This window comes from Candidatus Limnocylindrales bacterium (assembly GCA_035559535.1).
In the GTDB taxonomy this organism is placed as follows: Bacteria; Moduliflexota; Moduliflexia; order Moduliflexales; family JAUQPW01; genus JAUQPW01.
Genome location: DATMBG010000051.1, coordinates 373,564 through 398,394, shown reverse-complemented (window position 1 = coordinate 398,394; position 24,831 = coordinate 373,564). Strand labels below are relative to the sequence as shown.

General features: G+C 47.1%; 22 protein-coding genes. 16 read left to right on the top strand and 6 right to left on the bottom strand.

The window, feature by feature from the left end; all coding sequences use genetic code 11:
• Positions 1-40: 40 nt before the first annotated feature.
• The 5 genes from VNM22_20230 (at position 41) to VNM22_20210 (ending at position 5,187) form a co-directional block, all read left to right on the top strand.
• Positions 41-781 (top strand): (Fe-S)-binding protein, encoded by a 741-nt coding sequence (locus VNM22_20230; GenBank protein HWP49497.1) that lies wholly within the window; start codon positions 41-43, stop codon positions 779-781.
• An 86-nt stretch (positions 782-867) separates the two neighbouring features.
• On the top strand, positions 868-2,256 hold the full coding sequence (locus VNM22_20225) for a lactate utilization protein B (GenBank protein HWP49496.1): 1,389 nt from the start codon (positions 868-870) through the stop codon (positions 2,254-2,256).
• A 33-nt stretch (positions 2,257-2,289) separates the two neighbouring features.
• The gene (locus tag VNM22_20220; GenBank protein ID HWP49495.1) at positions 2,290-2,880 is read left to right on the top strand and encodes an LUD domain-containing protein; all 591 of its coding nucleotides are present in this window, start codon (positions 2,290-2,292) and stop codon (positions 2,878-2,880) included.
• 377 nt (positions 2,881-3,257) lie between these two features.
• Positions 3,258-4,424, top strand: coding sequence for an enolase C-terminal domain-like protein (locus tag VNM22_20215; GenBank protein HWP49494.1), 1,167 nt, complete (start codon positions 3,258-3,260; stop codon positions 4,422-4,424).
• 334 nt (positions 4,425-4,758) lie between these two features.
• The gene (locus VNM22_20210) at positions 4,759-5,187 is read left to right on the top strand and encodes a hypothetical protein (protein ID HWP49493.1); all 429 of its coding nucleotides are present in this window, start codon (positions 4,759-4,761) and stop codon (positions 5,185-5,187) included.
• Between the two features lie 503 nt (positions 5,188-5,690).
• Here VNM22_20210 and VNM22_20205 read toward each other — a convergent pair.
• Entirely contained in the window at positions 5,691-6,353 is a 663-nt protein-coding gene (locus tag VNM22_20205) for a thermonuclease family protein (GenBank protein HWP49492.1), read from the bottom strand.
• A gap of 204 nt (positions 6,354-6,557) precedes the next feature.
• On the opposite strand from VNM22_20205, the gene VNM22_20200 reads away from it, so the two are divergent.
• The 7 genes from VNM22_20200 (at position 6,558) to VNM22_20170 (ending at position 14,881) form a co-directional block, all read left to right on the top strand.
• Positions 6,558-7,550, top strand: coding sequence for an aldo/keto reductase (locus VNM22_20200; GenBank protein ID HWP49491.1), 993 nt, complete (start codon positions 6,558-6,560; stop codon positions 7,548-7,550).
• Positions 7,551-7,628: 78 nt separating this feature from the next.
• Entirely contained in the window at positions 7,629-8,492 is an 864-nt protein-coding gene (locus VNM22_20195) for an LLM class F420-dependent oxidoreductase (protein ID HWP49490.1), read from the top strand.
• Positions 8,493-8,577: 85 nt separating this feature from the next.
• A complete protein-coding gene (locus VNM22_20190) occupies positions 8,578-9,534 on the top strand; it encodes a queuosine salvage family protein (protein ID HWP49489.1) in 957 nt (318 codons plus the stop codon).
• Positions 9,535-9,766: 232 nt separating this feature from the next.
• Positions 9,767-10,771, top strand: coding sequence for a BMP family ABC transporter substrate-binding protein (locus VNM22_20185; protein HWP49488.1), 1,005 nt, complete (start codon positions 9,767-9,769; stop codon positions 10,769-10,771).
• 249 nt (positions 10,772-11,020) lie between these two features.
• A complete protein-coding gene (locus tag VNM22_20180) occupies positions 11,021-12,601 on the top strand; it encodes an ABC transporter ATP-binding protein (protein ID HWP49487.1) in 1,581 nt (526 codons plus the stop codon).
• A gap of 4 nt (positions 12,602-12,605) precedes the next feature.
• Positions 12,606-13,649, top strand: coding sequence for an ABC transporter permease (locus VNM22_20175; protein HWP49486.1), 1,044 nt, complete (start codon positions 12,606-12,608; stop codon positions 13,647-13,649).
• Between the two features lie 77 nt (positions 13,650-13,726).
• On the top strand, positions 13,727-14,881 hold the full coding sequence (locus VNM22_20170) for an ABC transporter permease (GenBank protein ID HWP49485.1): 1,155 nt from the start codon (positions 13,727-13,729) through the stop codon (positions 14,879-14,881).
• 528 nt (positions 14,882-15,409) lie between these two features.
• Here VNM22_20170 and VNM22_20165 read toward each other — a convergent pair.
• The 3 genes from VNM22_20165 to msrP all read right to left on the bottom strand — a co-directional run bounded on the left by VNM22_20165 (position 15,410) and on the right by msrP (position 18,559).
• Entirely contained in the window at positions 15,410-15,889 is a 480-nt protein-coding gene (locus VNM22_20165; protein ID HWP49484.1) for a prepilin-type N-terminal cleavage/methylation domain-containing protein, read from the bottom strand.
• A gap of 716 nt (positions 15,890-16,605) precedes the next feature.
• On the bottom strand, positions 16,606-17,322 hold the full coding sequence (locus tag VNM22_20160) for a protein-methionine-sulfoxide reductase heme-binding subunit MsrQ (protein ID HWP49483.1): 717 nt from the start codon (positions 17,320-17,322) through the stop codon (positions 16,606-16,608).
• Between the two features lie 271 nt (positions 17,323-17,593).
• On the bottom strand, positions 17,594-18,559 hold the full coding sequence (msrP, locus tag VNM22_20155) for a protein-methionine-sulfoxide reductase catalytic subunit MsrP (protein HWP49482.1): 966 nt from the start codon (positions 18,557-18,559) through the stop codon (positions 17,594-17,596).
• Positions 18,560-18,933: 374 nt separating this feature from the next.
• Here msrP and VNM22_20150 point away from each other — a divergent pair, with 374 nt between their 5' ends.
• Both VNM22_20150 and VNM22_20145 read left to right on the top strand, forming a co-directional pair.
• Positions 18,934-19,626, top strand: coding sequence for a TVP38/TMEM64 family protein (locus VNM22_20150; GenBank protein HWP49481.1), 693 nt, complete (start codon positions 18,934-18,936; stop codon positions 19,624-19,626).
• A gap of 18 nt (positions 19,627-19,644) precedes the next feature.
• Positions 19,645-21,180 carry a mercuric reductase gene (locus VNM22_20145; protein HWP49480.1) on the top strand — a complete coding sequence of 512 codons (1,536 nt, stop codon included), beginning with the start codon at positions 19,645-19,647 and terminating at the stop codon, positions 21,178-21,180.
• A gap of 934 nt (positions 21,181-22,114) precedes the next feature.
• On the opposite strand, the gene VNM22_20140 is transcribed toward VNM22_20145, so the two are convergent.
• On the bottom strand, positions 22,115-22,786 hold the full coding sequence (locus VNM22_20140) for a response regulator (GenBank protein HWP49479.1): 672 nt from the start codon (positions 22,784-22,786) through the stop codon (positions 22,115-22,117).
• A gap of 89 nt (positions 22,787-22,875) precedes the next feature.
• Between VNM22_20140 and VNM22_20135 the strand changes: the two genes are divergently transcribed.
• Positions 22,876-23,073 (top strand): hypothetical protein, encoded by a 198-nt coding sequence (locus VNM22_20135; GenBank protein ID HWP49478.1) that lies wholly within the window; start codon positions 22,876-22,878, stop codon positions 23,071-23,073.
• A gap of 25 nt (positions 23,074-23,098) precedes the next feature.
• Here the strand turns inward: VNM22_20135 and VNM22_20130 are convergent, their stop codons facing one another.
• Complete coding sequence (locus VNM22_20130) at positions 23,099-24,232, bottom strand: branched-chain amino acid ABC transporter substrate-binding protein (protein HWP49477.1); 1,134 nt, start codon at positions 24,230-24,232, stop codon at positions 23,099-23,101.
• 156 nt (positions 24,233-24,388) lie between these two features.
• Here VNM22_20130 and VNM22_20125 point away from each other — a divergent pair, with 156 nt between their 5' ends.
• The gene (locus VNM22_20125; GenBank protein HWP49476.1) at positions 24,389-24,682 is read left to right on the top strand and encodes a hypothetical protein; all 294 of its coding nucleotides are present in this window, start codon (positions 24,389-24,391) and stop codon (positions 24,680-24,682) included.
• The last annotated feature ends 149 nt before the right edge of the window (positions 24,683-24,831 follow it).

Below are 24,831 nucleotides of genomic sequence, written 5' to 3'. Positions count from 1 at the left end.
GGACCCAGTAGTTTAAATCTGAGGTTATAAGAGTTATCCTATGATAAAAGTCGGTTTGTTTATCCCCTGTTACATAGATCAGCTCTATCCCCAGGTAGGTATGGCTACCCTCAAAGTATTGGAGAGATTTAACGTGGAGGTAGACTACCCTTTGGATCAAACCTGTTGTGGACAGCCCATGGCAAATGCCGGATGTGCAGCAGATGCAGCTCCCCTTGCGGAGAAATTCTATCGGATCTTCAAAGATTATCCCTATGTGGTTTGTCCTTCGGGGAGTTGTACTTCCATGGTTCGTAATCATTACGATGATTACCTGAAAGGAAAACCTGGCCTGGAGGAGTTAAAGAAGAAAACCTTTGAGCTGTGTGAATTTCTTACCGATGTTTTGAAATTAGAAAAGATAGAAGGACGTTTCCCTTATAGAGTTGGATTGCATCAGAGCTGTCATGGCCTCCGTGAGTTACGTCTGGCCAAGTCCAGTGAACGGATGGGAAACCCCTTCAGCAAAGTGAGTCCCCTTCTGGAATCTTTAGAGGGTATAACCCTTGTGAAGTTGAGTCGTCCGGATGAGTGTTGTGGATTTGGGGGGACCTTTGCCGTGGGTGAGGAAGCCGTATCCTGTATGATGGGAAAAGATCGTATTGCCGATCATGAACAGTCTGGAACCGAAGTTTTAACCGGGGTTGATATGTCCTGCCTGATGCATCTGGATGGATTGATCCGTAGGGCCGGAAAACCGATCCGGGTGATGCATATTGCCGAGATATTGGCAGGAGATTAAGAAAATAGAAGTCAGGAGCCAGAAGCCAGGCGATAGGCTTTTCTGCTATAAACTTAAGGTATCTGGCCCGTGACACCTATCGAGTTATGGATCATTCAACAAGAGCGGCTCAATTTATCCGTAATGAGGCCAGGGTCCACTGGCATGATCAGGCACTCTGGTATGTCAGGGTCAAAAGGGATAAAATGGCCCAGAGCGTACCCGAGTGGGAAAATCTCCGGGAGATAGCTGCACAGATCAAAGCCCATACCATGTCCAGGCTTCCAGATTATCTGGAGATGTTTGAGGAAAATGCCACCAGACTGGGAGCTAAGGTTCATTGGGCTGTTGATGCCAGAGAACATAATGAGACGGTCTATCAGATCTTAAAAAATCATGGGGTCCAGCGGGTGGTTAAGAGTAAATCCATGTTAACCGAGGAATGCCACCTCAATCCTTTTCTGGAAGCCCGAGGAATTGAAGTCGTAGATACGGACCTGGGAGAGCGAATTGTTCAATTGGCTCAAGAACCTCCCAGTCATATTGTACTTCCGGCCATTCATAAAAAGAAGGAAGAGATCGGTGAGCTGTTTCATCGATATCTGCATACGGAAAAAGGAGCCTCCGATCCCACCTATCTCACCGAATCGGCTCGCGGTCATCTGCGGGAGAAGTTTTTGAAAGCCGATGCCGGCATTACCGGAGTGAATTTTGCCATAGCGGAAACGGGAGGATTGGTTATTTGTACCAATGAAGGGAATGCAGATATGGGGACTTCCTTGCCTCCTCTTCATATTGCCTGTATGGGCTTCGAGAAGTTGATCCCTAGAGCCCGGGATCTCGGGGTTTTTCTCCGACTTCTGGCTCGTTCTGCTACGGGCCAGCCGATTACTACCTATTCGGCTCATTTTCATGGGCCTCGTCCGGGAGGCGAACTCCATATCGTCATTGTGGACAATGGACGGAGCCAGATCCTACAAAAACCGGAATTCAGACGTACCCTCTCCTGCATACGTTGTGGGGCCTGCATGAATACCTGTCCGGTGTATCGGAGAAGCGGAGGACATAGCTATGATTCGGTGGTCCCGGGTCCCATCGGATCAATTTTATCCCCCGCCCAGGATCCTCAAAGATACTACAGTCTGCCCTTTGCGTCCAGCCTCTGTGGTTCTTGCACGGATGTTTGCCCGGTAAAAATCGATCTCCATCATCAACTCCTTGCCTGGAGAAAGGAATTGGTACTTCAGGGATTAATTCCCTTTTCTAAGCGACTGACGATGAAAGTCGTGGGATGGGTGTTTCAAAACACCTGGGCCTATGAAGGAACCGGTCGGTTAGTCCGCTGGATCGTACCCAAGCTTCCCCGATCCGTCCTTTATAATAGATGGAATGTCTGGGGAAAACAAAGAGAACTTCCGCCTTTCCCCAAAGAAAGCTTTCGGGAAATGTACCGGAAAAGGAAGGTTCAGGGGTCGGAGGCCAGGAACCGGAAGTAAAAATTTTGGTTTTTGACTCCCGGCCGCTAGTTTATGACCAGTAAACAAACCATTCTACAGGCCATCAAAAAATCTTTACCCCCTGAGGTTCCTTTGCCAGATCTTCAGGGTCTCGGAGTTTGTTATGAAAACCCGGAAGCCCAGTTTGCCGAAATCCTGAAGGCAGTTGGCGGCTCTTTTTTTCGAGTGAAAGATATAGAAGCCCTGAATCGAGAATTAAAAAATCTAAAATTTTATCAGAACGCGCGCAAAATAGTCTCTCTCCTACCCGGGGTAGGCGAACCCACCGTAGATCTCGAATCTGTAGAAGATCCGCATCATCTCGAAGATGTAGAAGTAGCCATTCTAAAAGGGGAATTTGCCGTAGCCGAAAATGGGGCAGTTTGGGTGACAGATCGAGGACTCCGCCACCGGGCCATTTATTTTATTACCCAACACCTGATCCTGGTGGTGGAAGCCCATCAACTCGTCCACAACATGCATCAAGCCTACGAGCGTTTGGCCTTTATAAATCCAGGATATGGAGCTTTTATCTCCGGACCTTCTAAAACCGCAGATATTGAACAGGCTCTGGTCATCGGCGCCCACGGGCCAAGATCCTGTACCGTGTTCCTGGTAGGATAACTATTTCTCTCCCCCATAAGATTTGTTCTCAAATTCCTTGACAGAGATAGGTTATCACGGTACGATGAGCTCATATCAACTTTAATTTGCTTATTCTTTGCTGTAGAGATACAAAGAGTATCCGAGCATATTTTCTATTCGGTATATCTGAAAAGGATGCTCTGGACCTGGCATTGTGAACCCTTCGATACCTCAGAATAAGCTCCGCGAAGCAATTTTTAGAGGTTCGAAGAGGGTTCTGTTCCCTTCGCTTCAATTTGGGCTTCAGCCCCATTGCCCCTTGTAATGACTCTGGGGGTGAGTTACAACTAACCGGGCAAGAGGGTAATTTTTTGAGTTTTGGTATCTTTGCAGCAAACTCTGAGGAGGATAGCGCAGTGAGCAAAATCAATCGCGTTGAAATCCATGAATTTACTTACGAGGCCCCCAACATAGGTTTGGATGCCAGTGGTTTCAATTTAGTCTATCAACCCAATGGACGACAAAAGTTAAGTAAGTATGCCATCGTTATCCAGACGGAGGATGGAGTTCGGGGTGAATATGTGGCCCTTTGGGTGGCAAACCGCATATCCTTAGGACAAACCCTTACGCTGGCTCCCCATTTAATCGGGCGGGATGCCATGCATCGGGAACAAATCTACGATGATTTTAAGCGAGCCCTTCGGCAGTATGATCATATGGGGCATGGACCCATAGACATCTGTCTTTGGGACCTGGCCGGTAAGAAATTCGGTGCTTCCATCACAACCCTGCTGGGGGGTTGGCGTAAACGCCTGCCGACCTATGCCAGTACCCTGCATGGTGACCGAAATGGTGGGTTGTCTTCTCCGGAAGCTTATGCGGACTTTGCAGAGCAATGTTATGAAATGGGCTATCGGGCCTTCAAGATTCACGGATGGGGCGAAGGCAACGTGGCGGAGGAAGTAGCAACCATCCGGACCGTAGGAAAGCGGGTGGGGGACCGTATGAAACTCATGGTTGATCCGGCCTGTGAATTGCGAACCTTTGCAGATGCTCTGGCAGTGGGTCGTGCCTGTGATGAAGCCGGTTTCTTTTGGTACGAGGATCCGTTCCGGGATACCGGAGTCTCCGCTTACGCCCATCGTAAGCTCCGTCAAATGATCAAAACGCCTCTCCTGGAGACCGAACATGTCCGTGGCCTTGAACCGAAAGCGGATTTCTTAATCGCGGAAGCAACCGACTTTCTCCGTGTTGATCCGGAATATGATATGGGTATCACAGGGGCTATGAAAATTGCCCATCTGGCCGAAGCTTTCGGTGTCGACGTAGAGGTCCACGCAGCCGGTCCGGCCCACCGCCATTGCATGGCTGCTATCCGAAATACGAATTTTTACGAACTGGCCCTGGTTGGCCCCAAATGCGGTAATCCCTTACCCCCGGTCTACGCCTGTGATTACACCGATGAACTGGATGGGGTTGGTAAAGATGGTTGTTTCCCGGTACCGGAAGGGCCTGGTTTGGGAGTTACTTACGATTGGGATTGGATCGCAGCCCACCGAACCGCTTTACATGTTTTTGAGTAAATCGACAGCAAGACTCTTTAAAAATTCTCCGACAATCCCAGGTACCAACCCTAAGAAAATAACCGAATTGAGATTCCTGTCACGGGTGATTACCTTAAACGAGATTCGGAGAGAATTTTAGAAAAATGGATGCTAAGAACCGGTAATTTTAAGGGACAGTAATTCTCAACACCGGAAAGTCAGGCCAAAGAGGAAACAAGAAGTGGAAAGCTAAAAAAGAACAACCTTAATCCACTTTACCTGTTTAAGGGTACTGGAGAATGTATAAAATCTGAGAAGGACCTGTAGGATCTATACGTAGAGTGGCTCTAAAAAGATAGAAGCAACAAATAGAATGGAAGAGGTTATGAAAACACTTATAACTTTACTCAACTTTGTTCTTCTTATTATAACTTTCGCCGTTCAAACAGCCCTTGCCGAATTGTCTCCCTGCTCCTACAAAGAGATGCAGAAAAATGCACCAGAGTATCTCAACCTGCAGATACTATCGGTAAAGACTGAGAAAGCATCAGAAAGTATAAACGTAGAGATTGAAGCAAAAGTGATGGCGGTCCACCAATCCAAATCCCAGGTTAAGCCAGGAGACGTTATCCACCTGCATTATGTTCACAACACGAAACCGCTGGTTGGTCCGCGCCCGATTCCGATTTTGGAAAAAGGAAAGGTATATCCGGCTTTTTTGACAAAATCAGAGGATCAGGAATTTTACGAACCTGCAGCTATGGGGAGAAGTTTCGAGGTTATAAATAAAGTAGATTGCTAACCTATCTTCGAATCGTAAAAGGCAAGGTTATCCTTCAGGTTTTTATACCCTCCTGCCTCAGAAGGGGGGTCTTGGGTTATCTTCAAATTTTACTACAAGGATGTATCTTTTCCATAGCCTCGGCTGGGTAATTCCTTAATAGAATTTCCTTTTCTTTAATCTCGGTGGGGTGACCTGCCAGTAGTTATAGAGAGAAAGATTCCCTAACTAAACTGGTTAACTATGTATACGCACCAGGATAAGAAGGTTAGCCCCATGGGGGCAACCTGGGGATAGCCCCTGGTGTAAGCCAGGGGAAACAGAGTCCTATCCACCAAATGGGGACGTTTAACCTACTAAACCCCAGCAGGGCGACCTGTTTAACAGGACGCTACCGGGGAGCTTAAAAAAATTCTGAATTCTGAATTTCCCGATTTGCGTCGGGAGCTACCAACTATTCGCCCCTGACGGGGCTTTTAGCTTAAGCTGATGCTTAGGCTCCTCGACCTCTTAACCGGACGTTCTTATCTTCCTTTACAGGCCCTCCAAATCCCCCTCTTCTCTTGTCTGGCTGCCTGCTCGGCTTCGAAGAAGTATATCTGATAATTATACGAGGTCTCGTAGTTGAAGGTTTTAGCAAAACCCTCCCGGATCATGAGGTAGTTGAAGAGCTTGCCATCCACCCAAATATATCGTAGTAATCGACCATTTATAAGGCCCTTCCCCAGGGCAGGATCTGCTTCGAGTTTTACCATCTTAGCCGTTAAAAGCTGCATGGCTCGACTTTGGGCTTCCATCCCGTAACACTGTAAAGGATTGGTCTCAGGGGCATCAACACCGATAGGTTCGACAATAAAGGACTTATTACCGATGTTCATCACAAAGGTATCTCCATCGGTAATAACCATCACAGGGACCTGGATTTCGTCGTAGAAAGGAGGCGGTGGAGGTTGGGCAAAGGAAAGACAGGAGGTAAAGCCGATAATCCCAAGAATACTTACCAGGTAATAGATCCTCTTCGAACAAATCTTCAGGCAGGTCAATGGGTCGGTCGGTATCAGCCAGAAACGACTTTCCGGTGGATTTCCATCATCACCCTTAGAACAGGGGGTTTTCGGTTTAGATCCATAAGCAGTAAGGAATTTCGATCCTTTGGGATTTTTATGATTAAACTGAGCATATAACATAAGAATAATTTCTTGCTAGGGTTTGAAAAATTTTTATACCCTGATTTGTTCCTGTCAACATTTTTTATAGACAAACCTATTTTATATTATAGATTTGGTTAAGGTTGACGGCGTAATTCTTAAAAGGAGAAAGTAAACCCAGACTTTGCAGGGGGGACGGTTTACCATCATTCACTTTGCAGGTTTGAGGGATAAGGATTTTGGATGAAATATAAAATCCTGGGTAATACCGGCGTCAAGGTTTCCAGCCTGTGTTTTGGAACCATGTCTTTCGGGACCGATGCCGACAAGGAAGCATCGGCAGCCATGTTCCATCGTTGTCGGGAAGTAGGAATCAATTTCTTTGATTGTGCCAATGTTTATGGAAAAGGACGTGCTGAAGAGATTTTAGGGGAGCTTATTTCGGGTTGTCGGGATGAAGTGATTATTACGACCAAGGTTTATGCCCCCATGGGTTCTGATATTAACAGTGGAGGTACTTCTCGACGTCATATCATGGCGGCGATTGAGGCCAGTTTGAAACGGCTCAAGACAGATTACGTGGATCTTTATTTTCTGCATCATTTTGATACTTCAGTAGCTTTGGAAGAATCCTTACGGGCCCTGGATGATTTGGTTTCTCAAGGGAAAGTTCTTTACACTGGAGCCAGCAACTTTGCGGCCTGGCAAGTTGCCAAAGCGTTGGGCATATCTGCCAAAGAAGGTTGGGTTCAGTTTAAGTGTATTCAACCCATGTACAATCTGGTCAAGCGTCAGGCCGAGGTGGAGATCTTACCCATGGCCCAGTCCGAGAACATCGGGGTTATTTCCTATAGTCCTTTGGGAGGTGGTCTGTTGACCGGAAAATATACCTCTCGACCTCAACCCGATGCCCATGGAACTTCCCCTAAGAGTCGCTTCTTTGAAAGTAAAATGTATCAGAACCGTTACGGTGAGGATTGGATGTATGAAGTGGCTCAGAAGTTTGTCCATTTTGCCAAAGAGCGAGGTTTCAATCCGGCCGGACTTGCCGTAGCCTGGGTTGCCAGTCATCCGGCAATTACGGCTCCCATTCTGGGTGCACGGAACGTTACCCAGTTGGAAGATTCTCTCAAGGCTCTGGAAATCAACATGACGCCGGAGCTTCGTGCAGAGATCTCGGCCCTATCTCCAGAACCTCCACCGGCTACGGATCGGAGTGAGGAGCGGAAAAGGTGAGCTGGGTAACCGGGTTGAGAGACGGATACTTTAAATAAAAACCAATCTTTAAACCTTTACTAAGAACGGAGTAAAATTATGGATATCGGTATTATCATGTTTGTAACCCACAAGTCCATTGATATTATTACCCTGGCCCAGAAGGCCGAAGCTTTGGGATTTGAATCCCTATGGATTCCGGAGCATCCCATTATCCCCGTCCATATGGAAACCCGATTTCCAGGAAGTCCAGATGGGAAGCTTCCAGAATTTTACAAGCAATTGGTCGATCCTTTTGTTGCTCTGGGAGCGGCAGCGGCTGCAACCCAGAAACTGAAAATAGCTACGGGGATTTGTCTGGTACCGGAGCGTAATCCGATATTGTTAGCTAAAGAAGTCGCAACGCTGGACTTGATATCTAAAGGTCGGTTTTTGTTTGGAGTAGGGGCCGGCTGGTTGAAAGAAGAAACCGAGATCATGGGTGGGGATTTTGAACACCGCTGGCGTCAGACCAAAGATGCCGTTCTCGCTATGAAAGCCCTGTGGACCCAGGATGAGTCTTCTTATCAAGGATCTTACTATAAATTTCCTCCGGTCTGGTGTTATCCCAAACCCGTTCAAAAACCCCATCCACCTGTTATTTTAGGTGGTGAAGCGGCCAACGTTTTTAAGCGTGTCATCGAATGGGGGGATGGCTGGCTACCACGAGGAAATTATATCAGCCTGGAAAAGGTCGCCGAAGGACGTAGGGAGTTGGATCGTCTGGCTATGGCCGCAGGTCGAGATCCGAAATCCATCAGTATCACCATTTATCGGGCCGATCCGAATCCTGACTCCAACGCCCGTTATGCCGAAGTAGGAGTTAATCGGGTTTTGCATCTGATCCCTTCCTTGCCTGAAGCTGAGGCGATAGATGCTCTGGAAAAGCTGGCAGCTACCGTAAAGCCAGGAACCGCCCGTTAATTTTCGGGATTGCTTGCAAAGGCGTGAAGAAGGTAGTAGCCTGGGACGTTCTTTACGCCTTTGAAAGAAAGGAATGGAAGTGAGTTTGACAGAAAAGGTCCGAACTGCCTGCAAAACCGTGGCCGAGAAGGCAACCCATGTTCGTATTCACTACGATCGTATTCCATCCTATGCGGCTTCTCTACCTTTAGAACAAATTAAATCTCCAGAGTTGGATGCAAATTGCCATTATTTAGGCCATGGAGAGGATACGGTTGCCTTCCTTTTGACACTGGATACGATTAACTTTGGATCCGGCTATTTTCCGTACTTACGTAAACGCCCCGGTATGTCGGGATACTTCACTGTTGCTTCTTCCCTCAACGATTACTATAAAAATCATGGGCCGCTTTCCCCGCAGGAACTGGTTCGGCTGACCTTAGAAGATTGTGCAAAAATATTCCATCAAGATCTTCAAAACGAGCCGGTGCGGGAGCTTATGCAGCTTTTTGCTACGGCCTTGAATGACCTCGGTCGGTATGTGCTTGAGGATTTTGATGGAAGCTTTGTTGGTTTAGTTGAAGCGGCGGATTCATCGGCGGAGCGACTGATACAGCTACTGATTAAAATGCCCTACTTTAACGATATCGAACCGTATGGCGAGGGGATGGTACCGTTCTATAAACGGGCCCAGTTGATGGCTGCAGATCTTCACCTGGCCTTTGGTGGGGAGGGACCTGGTCGATTTTACGATTTGGACCGCTTGACCATCTTTGCGGATAATCTGGTACCCCATGTTCTCCGGGTGGATGGTATTCTGCGTTATACTGAAGAATTAGCCGTACGGATTGACGCCGAAGAGTTGATTCCTTTTCGTTCTCCCGAGGAAGTCGAAATTCGGGCGTGTGCTGTTCATGCCGTGGAACTTTTGGTTCAAGAGCTAAAAAGATCGGGACAGGAAGTCACGGCCATGAAATTAGACTATCTTCTCTGGAATCGAGGACAACAACCTTATTATAAGAGGATAAAACCGAGACATAGAACGCGAACGGTTTTTTACTGAAAAACCTATTTTAACAGATCCTATACTTTTGCCGTTTTTAAATATGCCTCCAGGGAGGACCACAAAGAGTATGGGAGTATAGGAGTTGTGGGGGGTATGGGGTATAAGGGTAAATCTCCCTATACCCCCCCCCTCACTTCCACACTTCAGTACTCTCATAGTCTTTCGTGGATAAATAAAATCCATGGCTTACGAGAAAATGCAAAAGTATAGTAAGAAAGGAGAAACGAAGATGGGAAAAAAATTACTTAAGTTAGTAGGACTGGGCTTAATCCTTTTACTGGGACAGGGTATATCACAGGTCTCTGCGGCCAATATAACGAAAGTGGGTTTGGTGACCGATGTAGGCAAGATAAATGATGGTACTTTCAATGAATCCGCCTATAAAGGCATGATGCGGGCCGTTCAAGAGTTTGGTCTTAAAAGCGCTTTTATTGAAACACGCCAGCCTACAGATTATGAAAAAAACATTGAACAGCTTATATCCGAAGGGTATGAGATGATTATCACGGTGGGTTTTCTGGTTGGGGATGCGACCAAGAAAATGGCCCAGAAATATCCCAATGTGAAGTTTGCCATTGTAGATTTTGCCTACGACCCATCGGTTCCTAATATTCTGGGTCTTATCTTTGCAGAAGATCAAGCAGGCTTCCTGGCTGGTTCGCTGGCAGGTCTTATGACCAAGAGTAAAATTGTGGGAGCCGTCCTCGGAATGGAGATTCCGCCGGTAGTTCGATTTAGAAAAGGTTACGAAGCCGGGGTAAAGTACGTCTGCCCGGACTGTAAAGTACTGGCCGTTTATATTGATAGTTTTACCGATCCGGCACGGGGTAAATCTGCTGCGCTTTCCCAGATCGACGAAGGTGCAGATGTGATCTTCGGTGGGGGTGGTACAACTGGCTCTGGGGCGATTCTGGGTGCTGCCCAGGCAGGGGTATGGGTCATTGGCGTGGATCAGGATGAGTATATGACCACCTTCAAAAAAGGGGAAGCTCCCGGGGCTAAAAAATTACTGTCCAGTGCCATGAAGCGTGTGGACAATGCTGTATATGGTGCCGTGAAAGCGGCTGTTGACGGCTCTTTTAAGGGAGGAACGGCTCTATTCAATGCCGGTAATGATGGTATTGGATTGGCTCCCTTCCATGAAACCGAGACGGCCGTTCCCGATACGGTAAAAGCCAGACTCAGAGAAATTGCCGATGGGTTAAAGGCGGGGAAGATTAAAACAGGGGTCTAGAAAAAGGCGAGGAGGGAAAGGCACAAGACAAAAACCGGGAATAGGATCTGAAAAAATTAAAGTGTTTTTACTTCGGCCTTTTACCTTCTCATACCTTTTCCAGTTGATCTTGGGATACCGGAACTGTCCTTACAGGGAGTGATGGGAACCGAAGCTATCTTCTGGCTTCAACAGATCGCTTCGCTCCTGGGGTTGCTGGCCATAACCCTCCAAAAGGACCATTTTCAACTTGAAAAGGTATAGGCTTTAGTGACTTTGGTATTGGAAATGCGGGGAATCACAAAGCGATTCCCCGGGGTGGTGGCTAATGATCATGTGGATTTCCGATTGGAGAAGGGAGAGATTCATGCCCTCTTGGGTGAAAACGGCTCCGGTAAGACAACCTTGATGAATATCCTGTATGGCCTCTACAGGCCGGATGAGGGTCAGATTTTCTTGAATGGAACCAAAGTCCATTTGACGAGTCCCAAGGATGCTATTGCCCATGGTATCGGAATGGTCCACCAGCACTTCATGCTGGTACCGGTTATGACCGTTACCGAAAATATAATTCTCGGAAATGAAGTAACGCGGGGAGGCTTGTTTCTGGATTTGAAGCAGGCGGCAGATCGAATTCGGGAGTTATCCGAGCAATACCATCTGGAAGTTGATCCTCAAGCTCTTATCCAGGATCTACCCGTAGGTATTCGTCAGCGAGTGGAAATCCTTAAGGCCCTTTATCGACAATCCAACGGAGAATCTAAGTCCAAAAGCTCGATTTGGGCGGACATTCTGATTTTGGATGAGCCCACGGCGGTACTGACTCCAGAAGAATCTGAAAATTTATTCCGTACCCTAAGTTCACTGGCCCGGCAAGGCAAATCCATCATCTTTATTACCCATAAACTAAGGGAAGTCTTCCATGTGGCCCATCGTATCACCGTCTTACGCAATGGGCGGGTGGTGGGAACGACAACCTCTAAGGAAACTACGGAAACCCAACTGGCTTCCATGATGGTGGGACGTGAGGTTATTCTGGCCGTAGAGAAAAAACCCCTGGAGTTTCAGAGGGAAGTATCCGACCGAAAACCTGTCTTGCATGTTCAGGATTTGCAGGTGACAGATGATCGTGGTTCTGTCGCTGTGAAAGGAGTATCCCTGGATATTTATCCAGGCGAAATTCTGGGGATCGCTGGAGTACAAGGTAATGGACAGACGGAGTTAGTTGAAGCCTTGACCGGTTTGCGAAAAACAATCGCCGGTAGTATCCACATAAACGGAGTTGATATGACCCCCTTTATTCACTCCGGCTATTCGGGTCCGAGGAAAATCCTGGAACAAGGTGTGGCCCATATTCCCGAAGATCGCCATACCTATGGCATGGTGGATAGCTACCCCCTGACCGATAACCTGGTTCTCAATATCTATTACCAAAAACCTTTTGCACGAGGGATTGTAAGGAACCAGGCGGCTATTGAAGAACATGCAATGCGTCTGGTTACGGAGTTTGATATTCGGACCCCTAGCATTTTCATTAGAGCCGGGAATCTGTCCGGCGGTAATCAACAGAAAATGGTTGTTGCCCGGGAATTCTCTCGATCGATTATCCTACTGATTGCCGCCCAGCCTACCCGCGGCCTGGATGTTGGATCTATAGAATTTATTCACAAGCAGATCCTACGGAAGCGGGATCAAGGATGCGCGGTCCTTCTGGTTTCTGTAGATTTGGATGAGATTTTATCCCTCTCGGATCGAATTGCCGTAATGTATCGAGGTCATATCCTTGCTACCGTGGATGCGAAAGAGGCATCCCGAGAAGTTTTAGGGTTGTGGATGGCTGGAATAAAATAAATAAATGAAAAGTAGAAGGCAGATGGTACCGATCTTTAGAGAAATCCTCATCCCTATCCTGGCCGTATGTACGGCATTAATCCTGGGTGCCGTCCTGATCGAAATAAGTGGAGTCAACTTTCTTGAAGCCTATCGGGGTTTGTTTGAGGGAATGATTGGATCACGGCGTGCGCTTATCGAGACGTGTGTTGCTGCGACTCCTTACCTGTTAACAGGCCTTGCGGTTGCCATAGGATTTCAAGGGGGTTTGTTTAATATCGGCGCGGAAGGGCAGTTTTATATGGGAGCCCTGGCCTCCGTGATTGTGGGTTATGCCGTACAGGGATTACCTGCCTGGCTTCATTTACCCTTAGCTCTGGTTGTTGGAGCTATAAGTGGGGGTGTTTGGGGTTCCATTCCGGGTCTCCTTAAAGCCAAATTAGGTGCCCATGAGGTAATCAATACCATCATGATGAATTATATTGCCCTCAAACTGGTGGATTATTTGGTAAAAAATGTCTTTCGTGATCCTGCGGCCAGCATGGATCGTACGCCTTACATTCTTCCGACAGCCCAGCTACCGAGAATTTTTGGACCCGATTATCGATTGCATGCCGGTTTTCTCCTGGCACTGGCAGCTGTTGTTTTTACCCACTGGTTATTATTCAAGACGACCCTGGGTTTTGAGATTCGCACGGTCGGAGCCAATCCCGGCGCGGCCAGATATGCCGGGATGAATGTAGGCGGTAATATAGTTCTGGCCATGGCCATGGCCGGGGCCATGGCCGGATTGGCCGGGGTAGGGGAAGTATTGGGGCTGAATCATACCCTACCGGCAGCTTTTTCTGCCGGCTATGGGTTTGATGCCATCGCAGTCGCTTTATTGGCCAAATCGAACCCTATAGGTATTATACCTTCGGCCTTTCTTTGGGGTGGTCTCCGGAATGGGGCCGGTCTGATGCAGGTTCGAACCGGAATCTCCATTGATCTGATCAGTATAATACAAGCTCTGGTCATTATGTTTATTGCAGCAAATCAAATTGTGCGCTGGATATATCGAATCAACTGACAATTTGATTTTTGCTTTCTAACTTGGGCCTGTTTTATTTACTCTTCGGTGTGTTTCTCTTATGGAGTGCTTCAGCTATGGCACCCCATATGACCTCCTCTTTGCGCTTCTCTACCCTGGGAACCCTAAAACTCCCCACCCAATTTACCTTTCTGATGTGTGGAATGATTTCTATTATCCTGGGGATTTTGTATGCCCCACTCCCATTTTCCTTCCGGCTGGAGAAAAGATTAGGGAGGGTTTTTCAGCTCCTGCCCCGGAGAATCGCACCATTCCTCATGGTGTTTATTGTACTTATCTGGGCCGGTGCGGGACGACAGATCGATGTAATCGGGATGCTTGCACAAAGTTTGCGGTTAGCCACACCGATCGGTTTAGGTGCTCTGGCAGGTATCCTTTGCGAACGCTCCGGAGTGATAAACGTGGCTATTGAGGGGATGATGCTCACTGCAGCATGTACAGGATTTGTGGCAGCTCTTTATACACAAAACATTTGGTTGGGATTGATTATTGCCGTCCTATCCGGTGGCCTTACGGCTGCCCTCCATGCCGTACTCTCCATTCGATTTTTAGTAAACCAAATTATCAGCGGGATGATCCTTAATATTCTGGCCATTGGAATTACCGGATTTATTCGCAAGGCTTTTATTGTGGATAGCCCTTTACCAGCTCCCCCGGTTTTTCCGGCCTGGCAGATTCCTGTTCTCTCGGACCTGCCTCTCATCGGTCAAGTCTTCTTCCGTAATCAACCCATGGTATATGCCTTATTAATCCTGGTTCCTACCTTGCATGTTCTTATCTTCTATACCCGTTGGGGGTTACGAACCCGTGCGGTGGGTGAGCATCCCCAGGCGGCCGATACATTGGGAGTCTCTGTTTTCAAAATACGATATATCAATGTCATAGTGGGTGGTTTCCTCGCAGGGCTTGGAGGGGCCTGGTTCTCGCTGGAAACGGTGGGTAACTTTGATGATATGATGACCGAAGGCAAAGGATTTATCGCCCTGGCAGCTATGATCTTTGGAAAATGGAATCCAGGGGGGGCCTTTGGGGGCGCCCTTCTATTTGGATTTGCTGATGCCCTTCAGATCAAGCTACAAATCTCCGGCGTCCAGGTTCCCTATCAGTTCCTCAGTATGATTCCCTATCTGGTAACCATGATCGTATTGGCAGGTCTTATTGGACGTGCTACCCCACCGGCTGCGGAGGGGGTTCCATTTGTTAAACATTAAAACGATAACTCCGGCCAGAGGTCCTGAGGGTCGCCGACCTGTTTAGGGAGGTACAGAAAAATTCCAAAAAGATCCATACTGGCAGGATCTTGTTTTGTTTTATGAATACTTTCACGGAGATAACGGTGCAGGCATTGGAGCCAGTCATCAGACGGGTTGGACAGGGCTGGTGGCTAAATTGATGGAACAGAATGGAAGGTAACTCTATCCGGTGAGAAACATCGAATCGCAGGTTACCTTCCCTCACTCCCCTTCCTCCCCCTCCTGAAGCTTCAGGAGAGGGGGGAAGGGGAGTGAGGGACATAGGTGCCAGGAATGGCCTGTTAATAGCTACAAAATTCTAAATAGCCTTAAAGCCCCTTCAGAGCGTCCTGTTTAACAGGATGCTCCCTAAGGAGCTAAAAAACCTTCCACCTTATTACCTGCTCTTAACTTAATACCGTTGAAGCAGAGCCTGGGAACGAAATAAAGTACCCCCTCTAAGTAAAAAAGATCCATGCTTGCCTGTTTGCTTTTTCCTTCGATGGGTTAGGTACCGGAGTCCGGGGAGGCAATAAATATTCCATTACTCAGCATGAGGTCATGATCCCAATTTTGGTCATTCCTTGTTGCGTTAACGTTATTAATCCCGTCTCGCCCTCTACTTTCAAGGGTATAAGAATCTCTGGCCGATACAATATAACGAAAAGGATTACCCCAGCCATCCCGGTCTGGAATAGCCGTTATATAAGTGGGAATTAATACGTTGTTAAGACTGGTATTTGGAGTTGTAACAGTAGTTCCTATCGAACCTCCCAGAGGTACAATACTGTTATCTTGAAGATACTGGGCTATGGCATTGGCGATGGTTTTCATGTCTCCCATGGTTCTACGTTGTCGAGCCCTTTGAGTGGCATTTAATAAATTCGGAACGGCTATAGTTGCAATAATACCGATAATGGTGACTACCACCAGTAATTCAATTAGAGTAAAACCCAACTGGTTCTTTTTAAGCTGAACTGGCCTCATAAGTACGGACTCCTTTCTTCGGCGTAACAGATCGAATAACCTGTCGAGATGATCCTAAGTTTTAAGGTGTTCTTGCAAGAAACCAGGAGTTATTTACCTTTTATATCGTTCCTCGGGAAAATGGATATCCTTGATAAAAGGGGCATGCAATATATATGCTAATTCCTATTCCTGTTAAAATCCGGTATGACCGCCAGGAACAACTCCGGAAAGCCGCCCTGTTAAAGGGTGATCCTGGGGGATCGCCCTGCAGGTTATGTGACCTATTTATTTAGTATTAGAACACTGCAATGTATGAGTACATTGTTTACTTAGTTTTGTTTAACATTTAAGTGGCCCTCACCCCAACCCCCTCTCCCCTCACCCCCTGTCCCCCAGTAGGGGCGGGAGGCCTCCCGCTCCTACAGAGGGGGAACTGGGGGGCTAGGGGGGGAGGAGCGGTTTAAAAGTTACACAAAACTAAGTAAACAAAGTATCAGACGGGGAGTTCTTACGGGGCGCGGAGAAGTTTAGAATGTCATAGTTATAAATAGACTGCTTCTATAGGGCTTAAGCCTTTAAATTACTGTTATTTTCTTTAGGTAATATTTTCCGGTGAAAGGGTATCCGGTTTGAAAAGGTAAGAACTTAGATAGATGTTATGACAAGGAAAAGTGACGAATTTTGTCTCTCCTTTTTTATCTCTTTGGAGTCTCTAAAGCATGCCATGGTGGGGTTTAGGGTTGTTTAGACGAGGATCTTGGCAGGTTGCCAATTTTTAGCCGGTCATATCTATATCCTGCTCCTTTATTCTGAATCCACTTCGCCCATAAACGATAACTCAAAAGTATCGCCAGTATAATGGCGTAAATTGTAGGATTTCGCGTATCTGCTTTAACCAACTGGAAATAGTGGATCACCCCACCCATACCGATGAGATAAATCAATCGGTGGAGGGATTGCCATCGCTTTCCAAGGCGTTTGATCATTTTATTGGTGGAGGTAACGGCCAGGGGGATCAGGAGGAGAAAACTGGTAAAACCCACGGTAATGAAAGGGCGCTTAATCACATCTTTGGTAATTTCATCCAGGGCAAAGAACTGATCGAGTCCTGCATAGCTCAAGAAATGCAGGCAGGCGTAGAAAAAAGCGAATAACCCCAGCATACGCCGAAATCGAATCAGCCAGTCCCACTTTAAAAGATGCTTCAGCGGGGTCACGGCCAGGGTGATTAATAAGAATCTCAAGGCCCAATCTCCCATACTTCGGGTAGTTGCTTCAATAGGGTTAGCACCAAGATGACCGGTCAGGGCCTTGATGATCAATATAACCAAAGGAATCAGGCAAGCAGCAAAGACCATAGGCTTCACCACATACTGTATCCACCGATTCCGGGTCATTAGTCCTTTCTCCCTCATCCATTGTCTGTAGTACCCTGTTACCTTAATTTTCATGGGCTTTCCCCCTCTTGCTTACCTTCCCCTGGAGAGTGCTTATAAATAAGCCTCTTTCCCTGACTCTTCCTTCCTGTAATAGGGGAAGGGGGGCTTTACTCCGAAGTTCCCTCCCCCGGGAAACGGGAAGGAGATAAGATGGGAACGCTTACCAATGAGCACTCCCATAAAACACCTACCTCAGACCTGCCTCAGAAAGCCCACTTCCCCTTTCCTGAAACTTCAGGAAAGAGGGGTGAAATGGGATTAAATTAAGTCCTCCTTCTGGATCTTAAAAATAGGTTCTTAAATCCATATTGGCGTACATATGCGCAACCTGTTCTGCATAGCCATTAAACATAAGGGTTTTGCGCTTGAAAAATTCTCCCACACGCCGTTCCCGGGCCTGGCTCCAACGGGGATGATCTACTTCTGGGTTTACATTGGCATAAAAGCCATACTCATCTGGAGCGGCCAGGGCCCAGGTATTCATGGGCTGTTCTTCCACAAAACGTATCTTAACAATGGACTTAATACTCTTGAACCCATACTTCCAGGGTACCACCAGCCGAAGCGGGGCCCCATTCTGGTTAGGTAAAACCTCTCCATACAACCCAACGGCCAGGATTGTCAGGGGATTCATGGCCTCATCCATGCGTAATCCTTCCACATAGGGCCATTTAAGTATAGCCCGTTTCTGTCCGGGCATCTGTTCTGGATCATACAGGGTGGTAAATTCAACAAATTTGGCTTTGGAGGTCGGTTCAAAGCGTTTGATCAAATCCGCCAGCGGAAACCCTACCCAGGGAATCACCATCGACCAGGCCTCAACACAACGATGTCGGTAAATACGTTCTTCCAGGGTCTTAGGAATCAAATCTTCTAGATGATAAACAGCCGGTTTGTTTATCTCACCTTCTACTGCAACCGACCAGGGGCGAGGTTTGAGGGTTTTCGGGGCTATTTCGGCCGGGGATTCCTTATCGGTCCCAAACTCGTAAAAGTTATTATAGGTGGTGATAGCTGTATAGGAAGTGGGTTTTTCATCGGTGCTGTAAGGCCCTTTAACTACCTCCTCTAACTTTTCCCCTGCCTGGACCGTGTCGGGCCTCAACAGATCCGGACCTAAAGATCCGGAAGCTGCTGTCACCGCAGCCATAGAGGCAGCCCGGATGAACTCACGCCGGTTAAGATAGAGTTTTTTATCGGTAATTTCCGAAGAAGGAATATCCAAATTGGTTTTAATTTTGATGAGCATAGATTTTCCTCGCTTGACGTAATCGGTTAAAAGGTTTATGCTGGTTTTTAAATCATTTTCCTAAACTGTTTAATAAACAGTCGGTTGACAGGTAAAAATCCTTACAGGATCCTCTCCTTTTTATATTACCAACTCCGAGGTTAAAAGAGTCCACAGGATTTATAAAAAGCAAATGATTTTATAGTCCTTCAGGGGGAAGTACCTTTTTAGTTGATAAACGGGGAGATGGACCATGACTAAAACTATATGACTGTCAAAATTTTATGTAAGGATTTCTTGCATGGGACGACCGTTCACCAAACAGGTTAAATCAAGTATTTATAATACTAGTTTTAAGGTATATCCTGGACCTATAAAAAGGGAGGAATAAAATTATGGAAGGTGTTGTGCAACCGTCATCGAGTCGCAAAGGGGCTGCCATTAAGGCTTCCATTTTCATAGTTTTTATCGTGGGAGCCATTTACCTAGTTCGGTTTACCCCGGTTAAGGAATTTTTTACCCCTGAGGTTCTAGGTCGTTCTTTAGAATCCGCGGGCATCTGGGCCCCTTTGATTTATATAGTGATTTATACCGTTGGAGTTTGTTTATTTGTACCGGGTACCGTACTGACTGCTTTAGGAGCTGCTATTTTTGGACCCTACTGGGGTTTTCTCTATGTCTGGCTTGGGGCGATGGCCGGCTCCAGCGTTGCCTTTTTTATTGGACGTACGCTGGGTAGAGATTTTGCCGCTTCTCTCATCGGCGACAGGCTCAAAAAGTATGATGATGCCATCGCTCGCAATGGATTTGCTACTGTACTTTATCTCCGCTTGATCTACTTTCCTTTTACCCCTTTAAACTTCGGTATGGGACTTACCCGGGTCCGGTTTTTAGATTATTTTTTCGGTACCGCCTTAGGAATTCTGGTAGGTACCTTTATTTTTACCTTCTTCGTAGGAACCCTTAAAGAAGTCTTAGCCAGTGGAGATTGGAGTCAGTTACTCTCCGTGAAAGTTTTGTTTTCCCTGGTTTTGTTTGTTTTCTCGTTCTTTATTCCTAAGCTTGTCAAAAAGTTCAAAGAAAACTAATCAAGGAGGAACACTTTTATGAACCCCATGTCAAAGGTACTGTCCGCAAAGGTGCTACCGGATGATAAATATAATCAGATTCTTCTTTCCAATGTTTATCCACCGGATTGGAAAAATCCTGAACCGGCTCCCTGTTATAATCTGGTTGTAATAGGAGCCGGTACGGCGGGATTGGTGACCGCTGCAGGAGCGGCCGGGTTAGGTGCCAAGGTGGCCTTAATTGAAAAACACCTTCTAGGTGGCGATTGTTTAAACGTAGGGTGTGTACCTTCGAAGTGCTTAATTCGATCGTCTCGTGCTGCTGCAGAGGTTCGCAACGCCCGTCAGTTCGGTGTGAATGTTCCGGGAGGCGGAGAAGTAGATTTTCCTGCCGTTATGGAAAGATTAAGAAAACTACGAGCAAGGATTAGTTATCATGATTCAGCCAAAAGATTTCAAGAACTGGGTGTAGATGTATTCCTGGGAGAGGGTCGGTTTACAGGTCCTGACACCCTACAGGTTGCAGGGAAAACCCTTCGCTTTAAAAAAGCCGTTCTGGCTACCGGGGCACGGGCTGTTCATCTTCCTATCCCCGGACTGGCAGAAGTCGGTTGCCTGACCAATGAAACGGTTTTCTTCCTGACCGAACGTCCAAGACGCCTGCTTGTCATTGGTGGAGGTCCCATAGGTTGTGAGCTGGCACAGGCTTTCTGCCGATTAGGTTGTGAAGTAATCCTTGTTGAGATAGCGCCGCAACTCCTGATCATGGAGGACCCGGACGCTGCCAAAATTCTTACAGAGGTACTCCGACGAGAGGGAATCGATATCCGATTAAATACGACCGTCAAGCGAGTTACCATGTCCGGTAAAGAGAAGCTGGCTTACTTACAGAACGGAAATAACGAGGACGTTATCTCCGTGGATGAAATTTTGCTCGGGGTCGGACGTGCTCCCAATGTGGAGGGTCTAAATCTTGAAGTTGTAGGAGTAGAGTATGACAAGAAAAATGGGGTAGTGGTGAATGATTACTTACAGACCACCAACCCTCGTATCTATGCCGCTGGTGATATCTGTTTAAAATATAAATTTACCCATACTGCCGATGCTGCAGCAAGAATTGTGATCCAGAATGCCCTCTTCCTGGGGCGTAAGAAATTGAGTGCTCTGACTGTTCCCTGGTGTACTTACACCGACCCGGAAATCGCCCATGTCGGGATGTCTGAAAAGGATGCTCGAGAAAAGGGGATAGAAGTGAATACTTTCGTAAGGTCCATGGGTGAGGTAGATCGGGCCCTTATTGATGGAGACGAGGAAGGGTTTGTCAAGATTCACGTGAAGAAGGGGACCGATAAAATTGTGGGTGCTACCATTGTAGCCCGTCATGCAGGAGAGATAATCAGCGAGATCACCACAGCGATGGTAGGGAGTATAGGTTTAAGAACTTTGGCAGAGGTAATCCATCCTTATCCCACCCAGGCCGAAGCCATTAAACAGGTGGCAGATGCTTATCGACGCACTTTGTTGACCCCCCGGATTAAGAAACTATTCACAAAATGGTTTGCCTGGACCCGATAAGCCACTTCGTTAGTTTTGTTGTCCATGGTAAGCCGATAGGGATGAGGAAGGTTGTCTCTATAGGGTAACTCAGGTAGAAGGTAGTAGGGACGGGTTTCAAACCTGTTCTTACTATACTGTTACCTTAATTTTGACCTCATAGGGCTGCTTTCACTCCCCAGCTCCCCTCTTCCGCAGCGTGGGAGAGGGGCCGGGGGTGAGGGTCACTTAAACATTAAGCAAAATTAAAGTAACAAAGCACTAGATTGGGAGGAAGGGAAATATCGACGAGAATCTTCCCGAAGTTTTAGGATTCTAGATCGACATCGATAATGGTGATGCCTTCTCGCCGGAGAGTCTGTTCCGGCTTCGTCTCGTAGTTCAAGGAGGCAGGATCTCAGTGCGCAAGGCGGAAGGAAACAGGCCAACGATAGCCAGCCAAACAACCTCCAAGAAACTGAATCGTTTCATGGAAAATCTCCTAGTGTAAATCTTGAAGAGTCATCTGATGAGATAAAAGGCTTATTCCATCAAATAGTTTTTCTTAAAGAATTTTAAGAATTAGAAATGATCCAGGTTAACTAGCTAGTGTGCCATCATCGGTCTACAGGAGGGACAGTTAAAGTTTCTTTTTCTTCCCCCTAGGTAGCCAGCCCCGCCTGGGGGCTCATCTGCTTGCCGACTCAAACTTTGCTTCTACATGCGATTTCTACAGGTAATTCAGTAGGCCCTACGAATAACACAGTAGGGGCACGAACTGTCCGCTCCTCCCTCAGATCGCTCTGAATCCCCCCTACAGGTCCTCCATTCGGAGTTATGTGTCTGCATTAATATTAGGGCCAAGGGCGTATGCGATTCCCCAATAGGCCACGGCGAGTTGTGGATCGAGTTCTGCTCTATCCCCAGGATCTGGGCAGCCTCTTCCAGCGATGGGGTGGTTGCCAGTACATACCGATTACCTGTCCAAAGAGCTGCTCTCCAGGGGTTCCGCGGAGAGGGATACACTGGATACGACAGAGAAGGATTTGGTAGCTCGAGGGCTCCAGGCATGGATGGCCCGGGCCGGTACTCCCTTATCGGTTCCACTTTCTCCTTGAATAAGGATCGTTACATGGCTCTGCGCAATCTGCCGGGCGAGAACTGGTCCTCGCTGCATGGTCGGATTGAAACTGATCAACTCGGTTTCAAGGCTTGCCTGCCCAAGAGCTTCTTGTAGCACCGCTACTTTTTGCTCCAGCGCCCGGATCTCCGCCAGCCTTTTCGTCATAAGACTTACCTGGGAAGGGTTAAAGGGTTTCGACAAGTAGTCTACGGCTCCTCGTTTCATCGCTTTAACCGCCGTATCTACCGAGGCATAGGCAGTGATGACTACGATTTTGATCCAGGGACTTCCCGCCAAAAGCCTCGGGATAAAGTCAAGTCCGGTCTTCGTCCCCAACCGCAGATCTACAAAGGCCAGATCGAAGGGTCTCCTGGAAGCCTCCATGAGAGCATCCTGTGGGTTGTCAACTTCAACAATCAGGTAACCCGGCCCTTCCAAACAAGCCATCAGGATCTCCCAACTGTTCGGATCGTCATCTATGATAAGGATATTCAATTTAGGGGTTATAAATTTCTGATCGGTCATGGAGGATGTCCTCCCTTTTTAGCCTTGGTTTAAAAAACGATACTTACTTGACGTAATAAAGAGATGTGGGTAAGGTAAGAAATAAACCTATGAAGCCTAAACTTTACATACCCACCGATTACCGGGCCTATCGAGTAACCGAAACCGGACATCAAGAACTTATCGTAGATTTCAGTTCAGAACCGAAAAAAAGTGCCAGAGAGAAAATGAATCGGTTCATCCAAGAGAAGAAAGCAGAAGGTTGGGATATTCAGGATGAACGCGAGGGTCTTGCTAAGAGGGTTTGACCGGATTCCGATCCATTTCCAGGATTCACTTTTTCCTGAATTCCTGAATCTGCACAAATTTTCCGTTCTGAACCTGCCAGACCACAAAGGGGGCTTCTACCAGGTCGCCTTTTTCATCAAACTGAATAGATCCTGCGGCTGTGTTAAATCGGGTTTTATGGATAAAGTCTGATAATTTCTTTCCATCGGTACTTCCCGTTGCCTGGATAGCTTCCAGGAGAATATTTGCGGCCACATAGCTATTAATGGTAAACGCACTTATTTCTCTTGCCTGAGGGAATTTCTCTTTAAGCTTTTTGATGAAGGGTTGGGCTGCTTCAATCTTTTCTGGGTCCGGGTAAAACGTAATATAAGATCCCTCGGCTGCCGGACCTGCCCCCTCGATAAACTCTTGGGTAAAGGTGCCGGATCCGTTGAACATGACGGCATTCAAGCCTAACTCCCTGGATTGTCTGGCCAGCAAAATAGCTTCAGGATGAATTCCCCCAAAATAAAGAATCTCCGGGCCTTTCTGTTTGGCAGCAGTTAAAACGGCGGTATAATCTTTATCCCCCTGCACAACCCCGGTGTAGAAGACCGGTTCAACCCCCAGTTTCTTTAACTCTCCAACAACTTTATCGGCCAACCCCTGACCGTAAGTGGTCTTATCGTGAAAAACTGCTATTTTCGTTTTCTTCAAGGTATTTACGATAAAATCTGCCGCAACGATTGCTTGCTGATCATCACGCCCACAGGTTCGGAATACGTTTTTTAAGCCACGGTCGGTAAATTCTGAATTGATGGAAGCGGGGGTAATTTGGGGAATATCGAATCGGGCATAAATCGTTGACACCGGAATAGAACAACTGGAATTGAAATGGCCTACAACTCCGACGACGCCCTCATTAACAAACTTGTTGGCTACAGATACCGCCTGCTTTGGGTCATGTTGGTCATCCCCCCAGATGAATTCAACCTTTTTTCCAAGAACCCCCCCTTTCTCATTCCATTCTTCCATGGCAATGACCGCTCCAATCTTCAACAGCTCACCGAAGACTCCTTGATCTCCTGTGAGAGGACCTGCCAGTCCTAACTTAACCGTCTCTGCGGCCATGGCAGGTTGAGTAAAAAGTAAGCTTAGGAAAATAGCCGTGAAAACAAAAACCAGAATCCGCTGCATCTTTACCTCCCGTCTGTTAGATTTATTGAAAAAGTAATTTTTCCAACCTTTCATCTGACTAAAGACCTCTTTCCAAGGATTTTATAAAACATCCTCTGAATTTTTCCTTCCCCTTATCACCAAAAGACAGTTTCGCAGTCTTATAGGCAGATGTCAATGAAAAAGAAAAGAGTTCGATGGTCCCCCCTCAGAATACCGGGTATGACAGGTATGACAGGTATAACAGGTTGGTCGATAATCCTGCTTTTCCTCAACGGGATCGACCTTTGGTGGAGAATCAGTACACTGAGCTTTGAAGCGTATGCAAATGAGTTGGAAGTGAGCCAGACAGGGGTTTACCGGTCCAGATCCCTCCTGGGGGTAAAAAACAACTGTAGGAACCCGGCGGCGCCGGGTTCCCATGGGATCAAACCGTCTAACGTTTTCTGGGCCTTGGCAAGAAAAATTTAAAGACAGTATCCTGCAAAGATTTAAAGAAATTTGTAAGATTCTGATCTCCGAAAGCCCGGGATCAGATGAAGCGTCACCTGTGCGGGAGGACTCTCAGAACGAGGATGGAAAAACCGATTAAGGAAAACTCTTCTTGGAAAAAACAAAAT

Bases quoted from the DNA above. Each gene is read 5' to 3' on its own strand.
- VNM22_20210 (HWP49493.1), top strand. From the start codon at position 4,759: ATGGAAGAGGTTATGAAAACACTTATAACTTTACTCAACTTTGTTCTT.
- msrP (HWP49482.1), bottom strand. From the start codon at position 18,559: ATGCTCATCAAAATTAAAACCAATTTGGATATTCCTTCTTCGGAAATT.
- VNM22_20170 (HWP49485.1), top strand. From the start codon at position 13,727: ATGGCACCCCATATGACCTCCTCTTTGCGCTTCTCTACCCTGGGAACC.
- VNM22_20175 (HWP49486.1), top strand. From the start codon at position 12,606: ATGAAAAGTAGAAGGCAGATGGTACCGATCTTTAGAGAAATCCTCATC.
- VNM22_20135 (HWP49478.1), top strand. From the start codon at position 22,876: ATGAAGCCTAAACTTTACATACCCACCGATTACCGGGCCTATCGAGTA.
- VNM22_20145 (HWP49480.1), top strand. From the start codon at position 19,645: ATGAACCCCATGTCAAAGGTACTGTCCGCAAAGGTGCTACCGGATGAT.
- VNM22_20205 (HWP49492.1), bottom strand. From the start codon at position 6,353: ATGTTATATGCTCAGTTTAATCATAAAAATCCCAAAGGATCGAAATTC.
- VNM22_20165 (HWP49484.1), bottom strand. From the start codon at position 15,889: ATGAGGCCAGTTCAGCTTAAAAAGAACCAGTTGGGTTTTACTCTAATT.
- VNM22_20195 (HWP49490.1), top strand. From the start codon at position 7,629: ATGGATATCGGTATTATCATGTTTGTAACCCACAAGTCCATTGATATT.
- VNM22_20200 (HWP49491.1), top strand. From the start codon at position 6,558: ATGAAATATAAAATCCTGGGTAATACCGGCGTCAAGGTTTCCAGCCTG.
- VNM22_20220 (HWP49495.1), top strand. From the start codon at position 2,290: ATGACCAGTAAACAAACCATTCTACAGGCCATCAAAAAATCTTTACCC.
- VNM22_20230 (HWP49497.1), top strand. From the start codon at position 41: ATGATAAAAGTCGGTTTGTTTATCCCCTGTTACATAGATCAGCTCTAT.
- VNM22_20125 (HWP49476.1), top strand. From the start codon at position 24,389: ATGAAAAAGAAAAGAGTTCGATGGTCCCCCCTCAGAATACCGGGTATG.
- VNM22_20185 (HWP49488.1), top strand. From the start codon at position 9,767: ATGGGAAAAAAATTACTTAAGTTAGTAGGACTGGGCTTAATCCTTTTA.
- VNM22_20225 (HWP49496.1), top strand. From the start codon at position 868: ATGGATCATTCAACAAGAGCGGCTCAATTTATCCGTAATGAGGCCAGG.
- VNM22_20150 (HWP49481.1), top strand. From the start codon at position 18,934: ATGGAAGGTGTTGTGCAACCGTCATCGAGTCGCAAAGGGGCTGCCATT.
- VNM22_20160 (HWP49483.1), bottom strand. From the start codon at position 17,322: ATGAAAATTAAGGTAACAGGGTACTACAGACAATGGATGAGGGAGAAA.
- VNM22_20130 (HWP49477.1), bottom strand. From the start codon at position 24,232: ATGCAGCGGATTCTGGTTTTTGTTTTCACGGCTATTTTCCTAAGCTTA.
- VNM22_20140 (HWP49479.1), bottom strand. From the start codon at position 22,786: ATGACCGATCAGAAATTTATAACCCCTAAATTGAATATCCTTATCATA.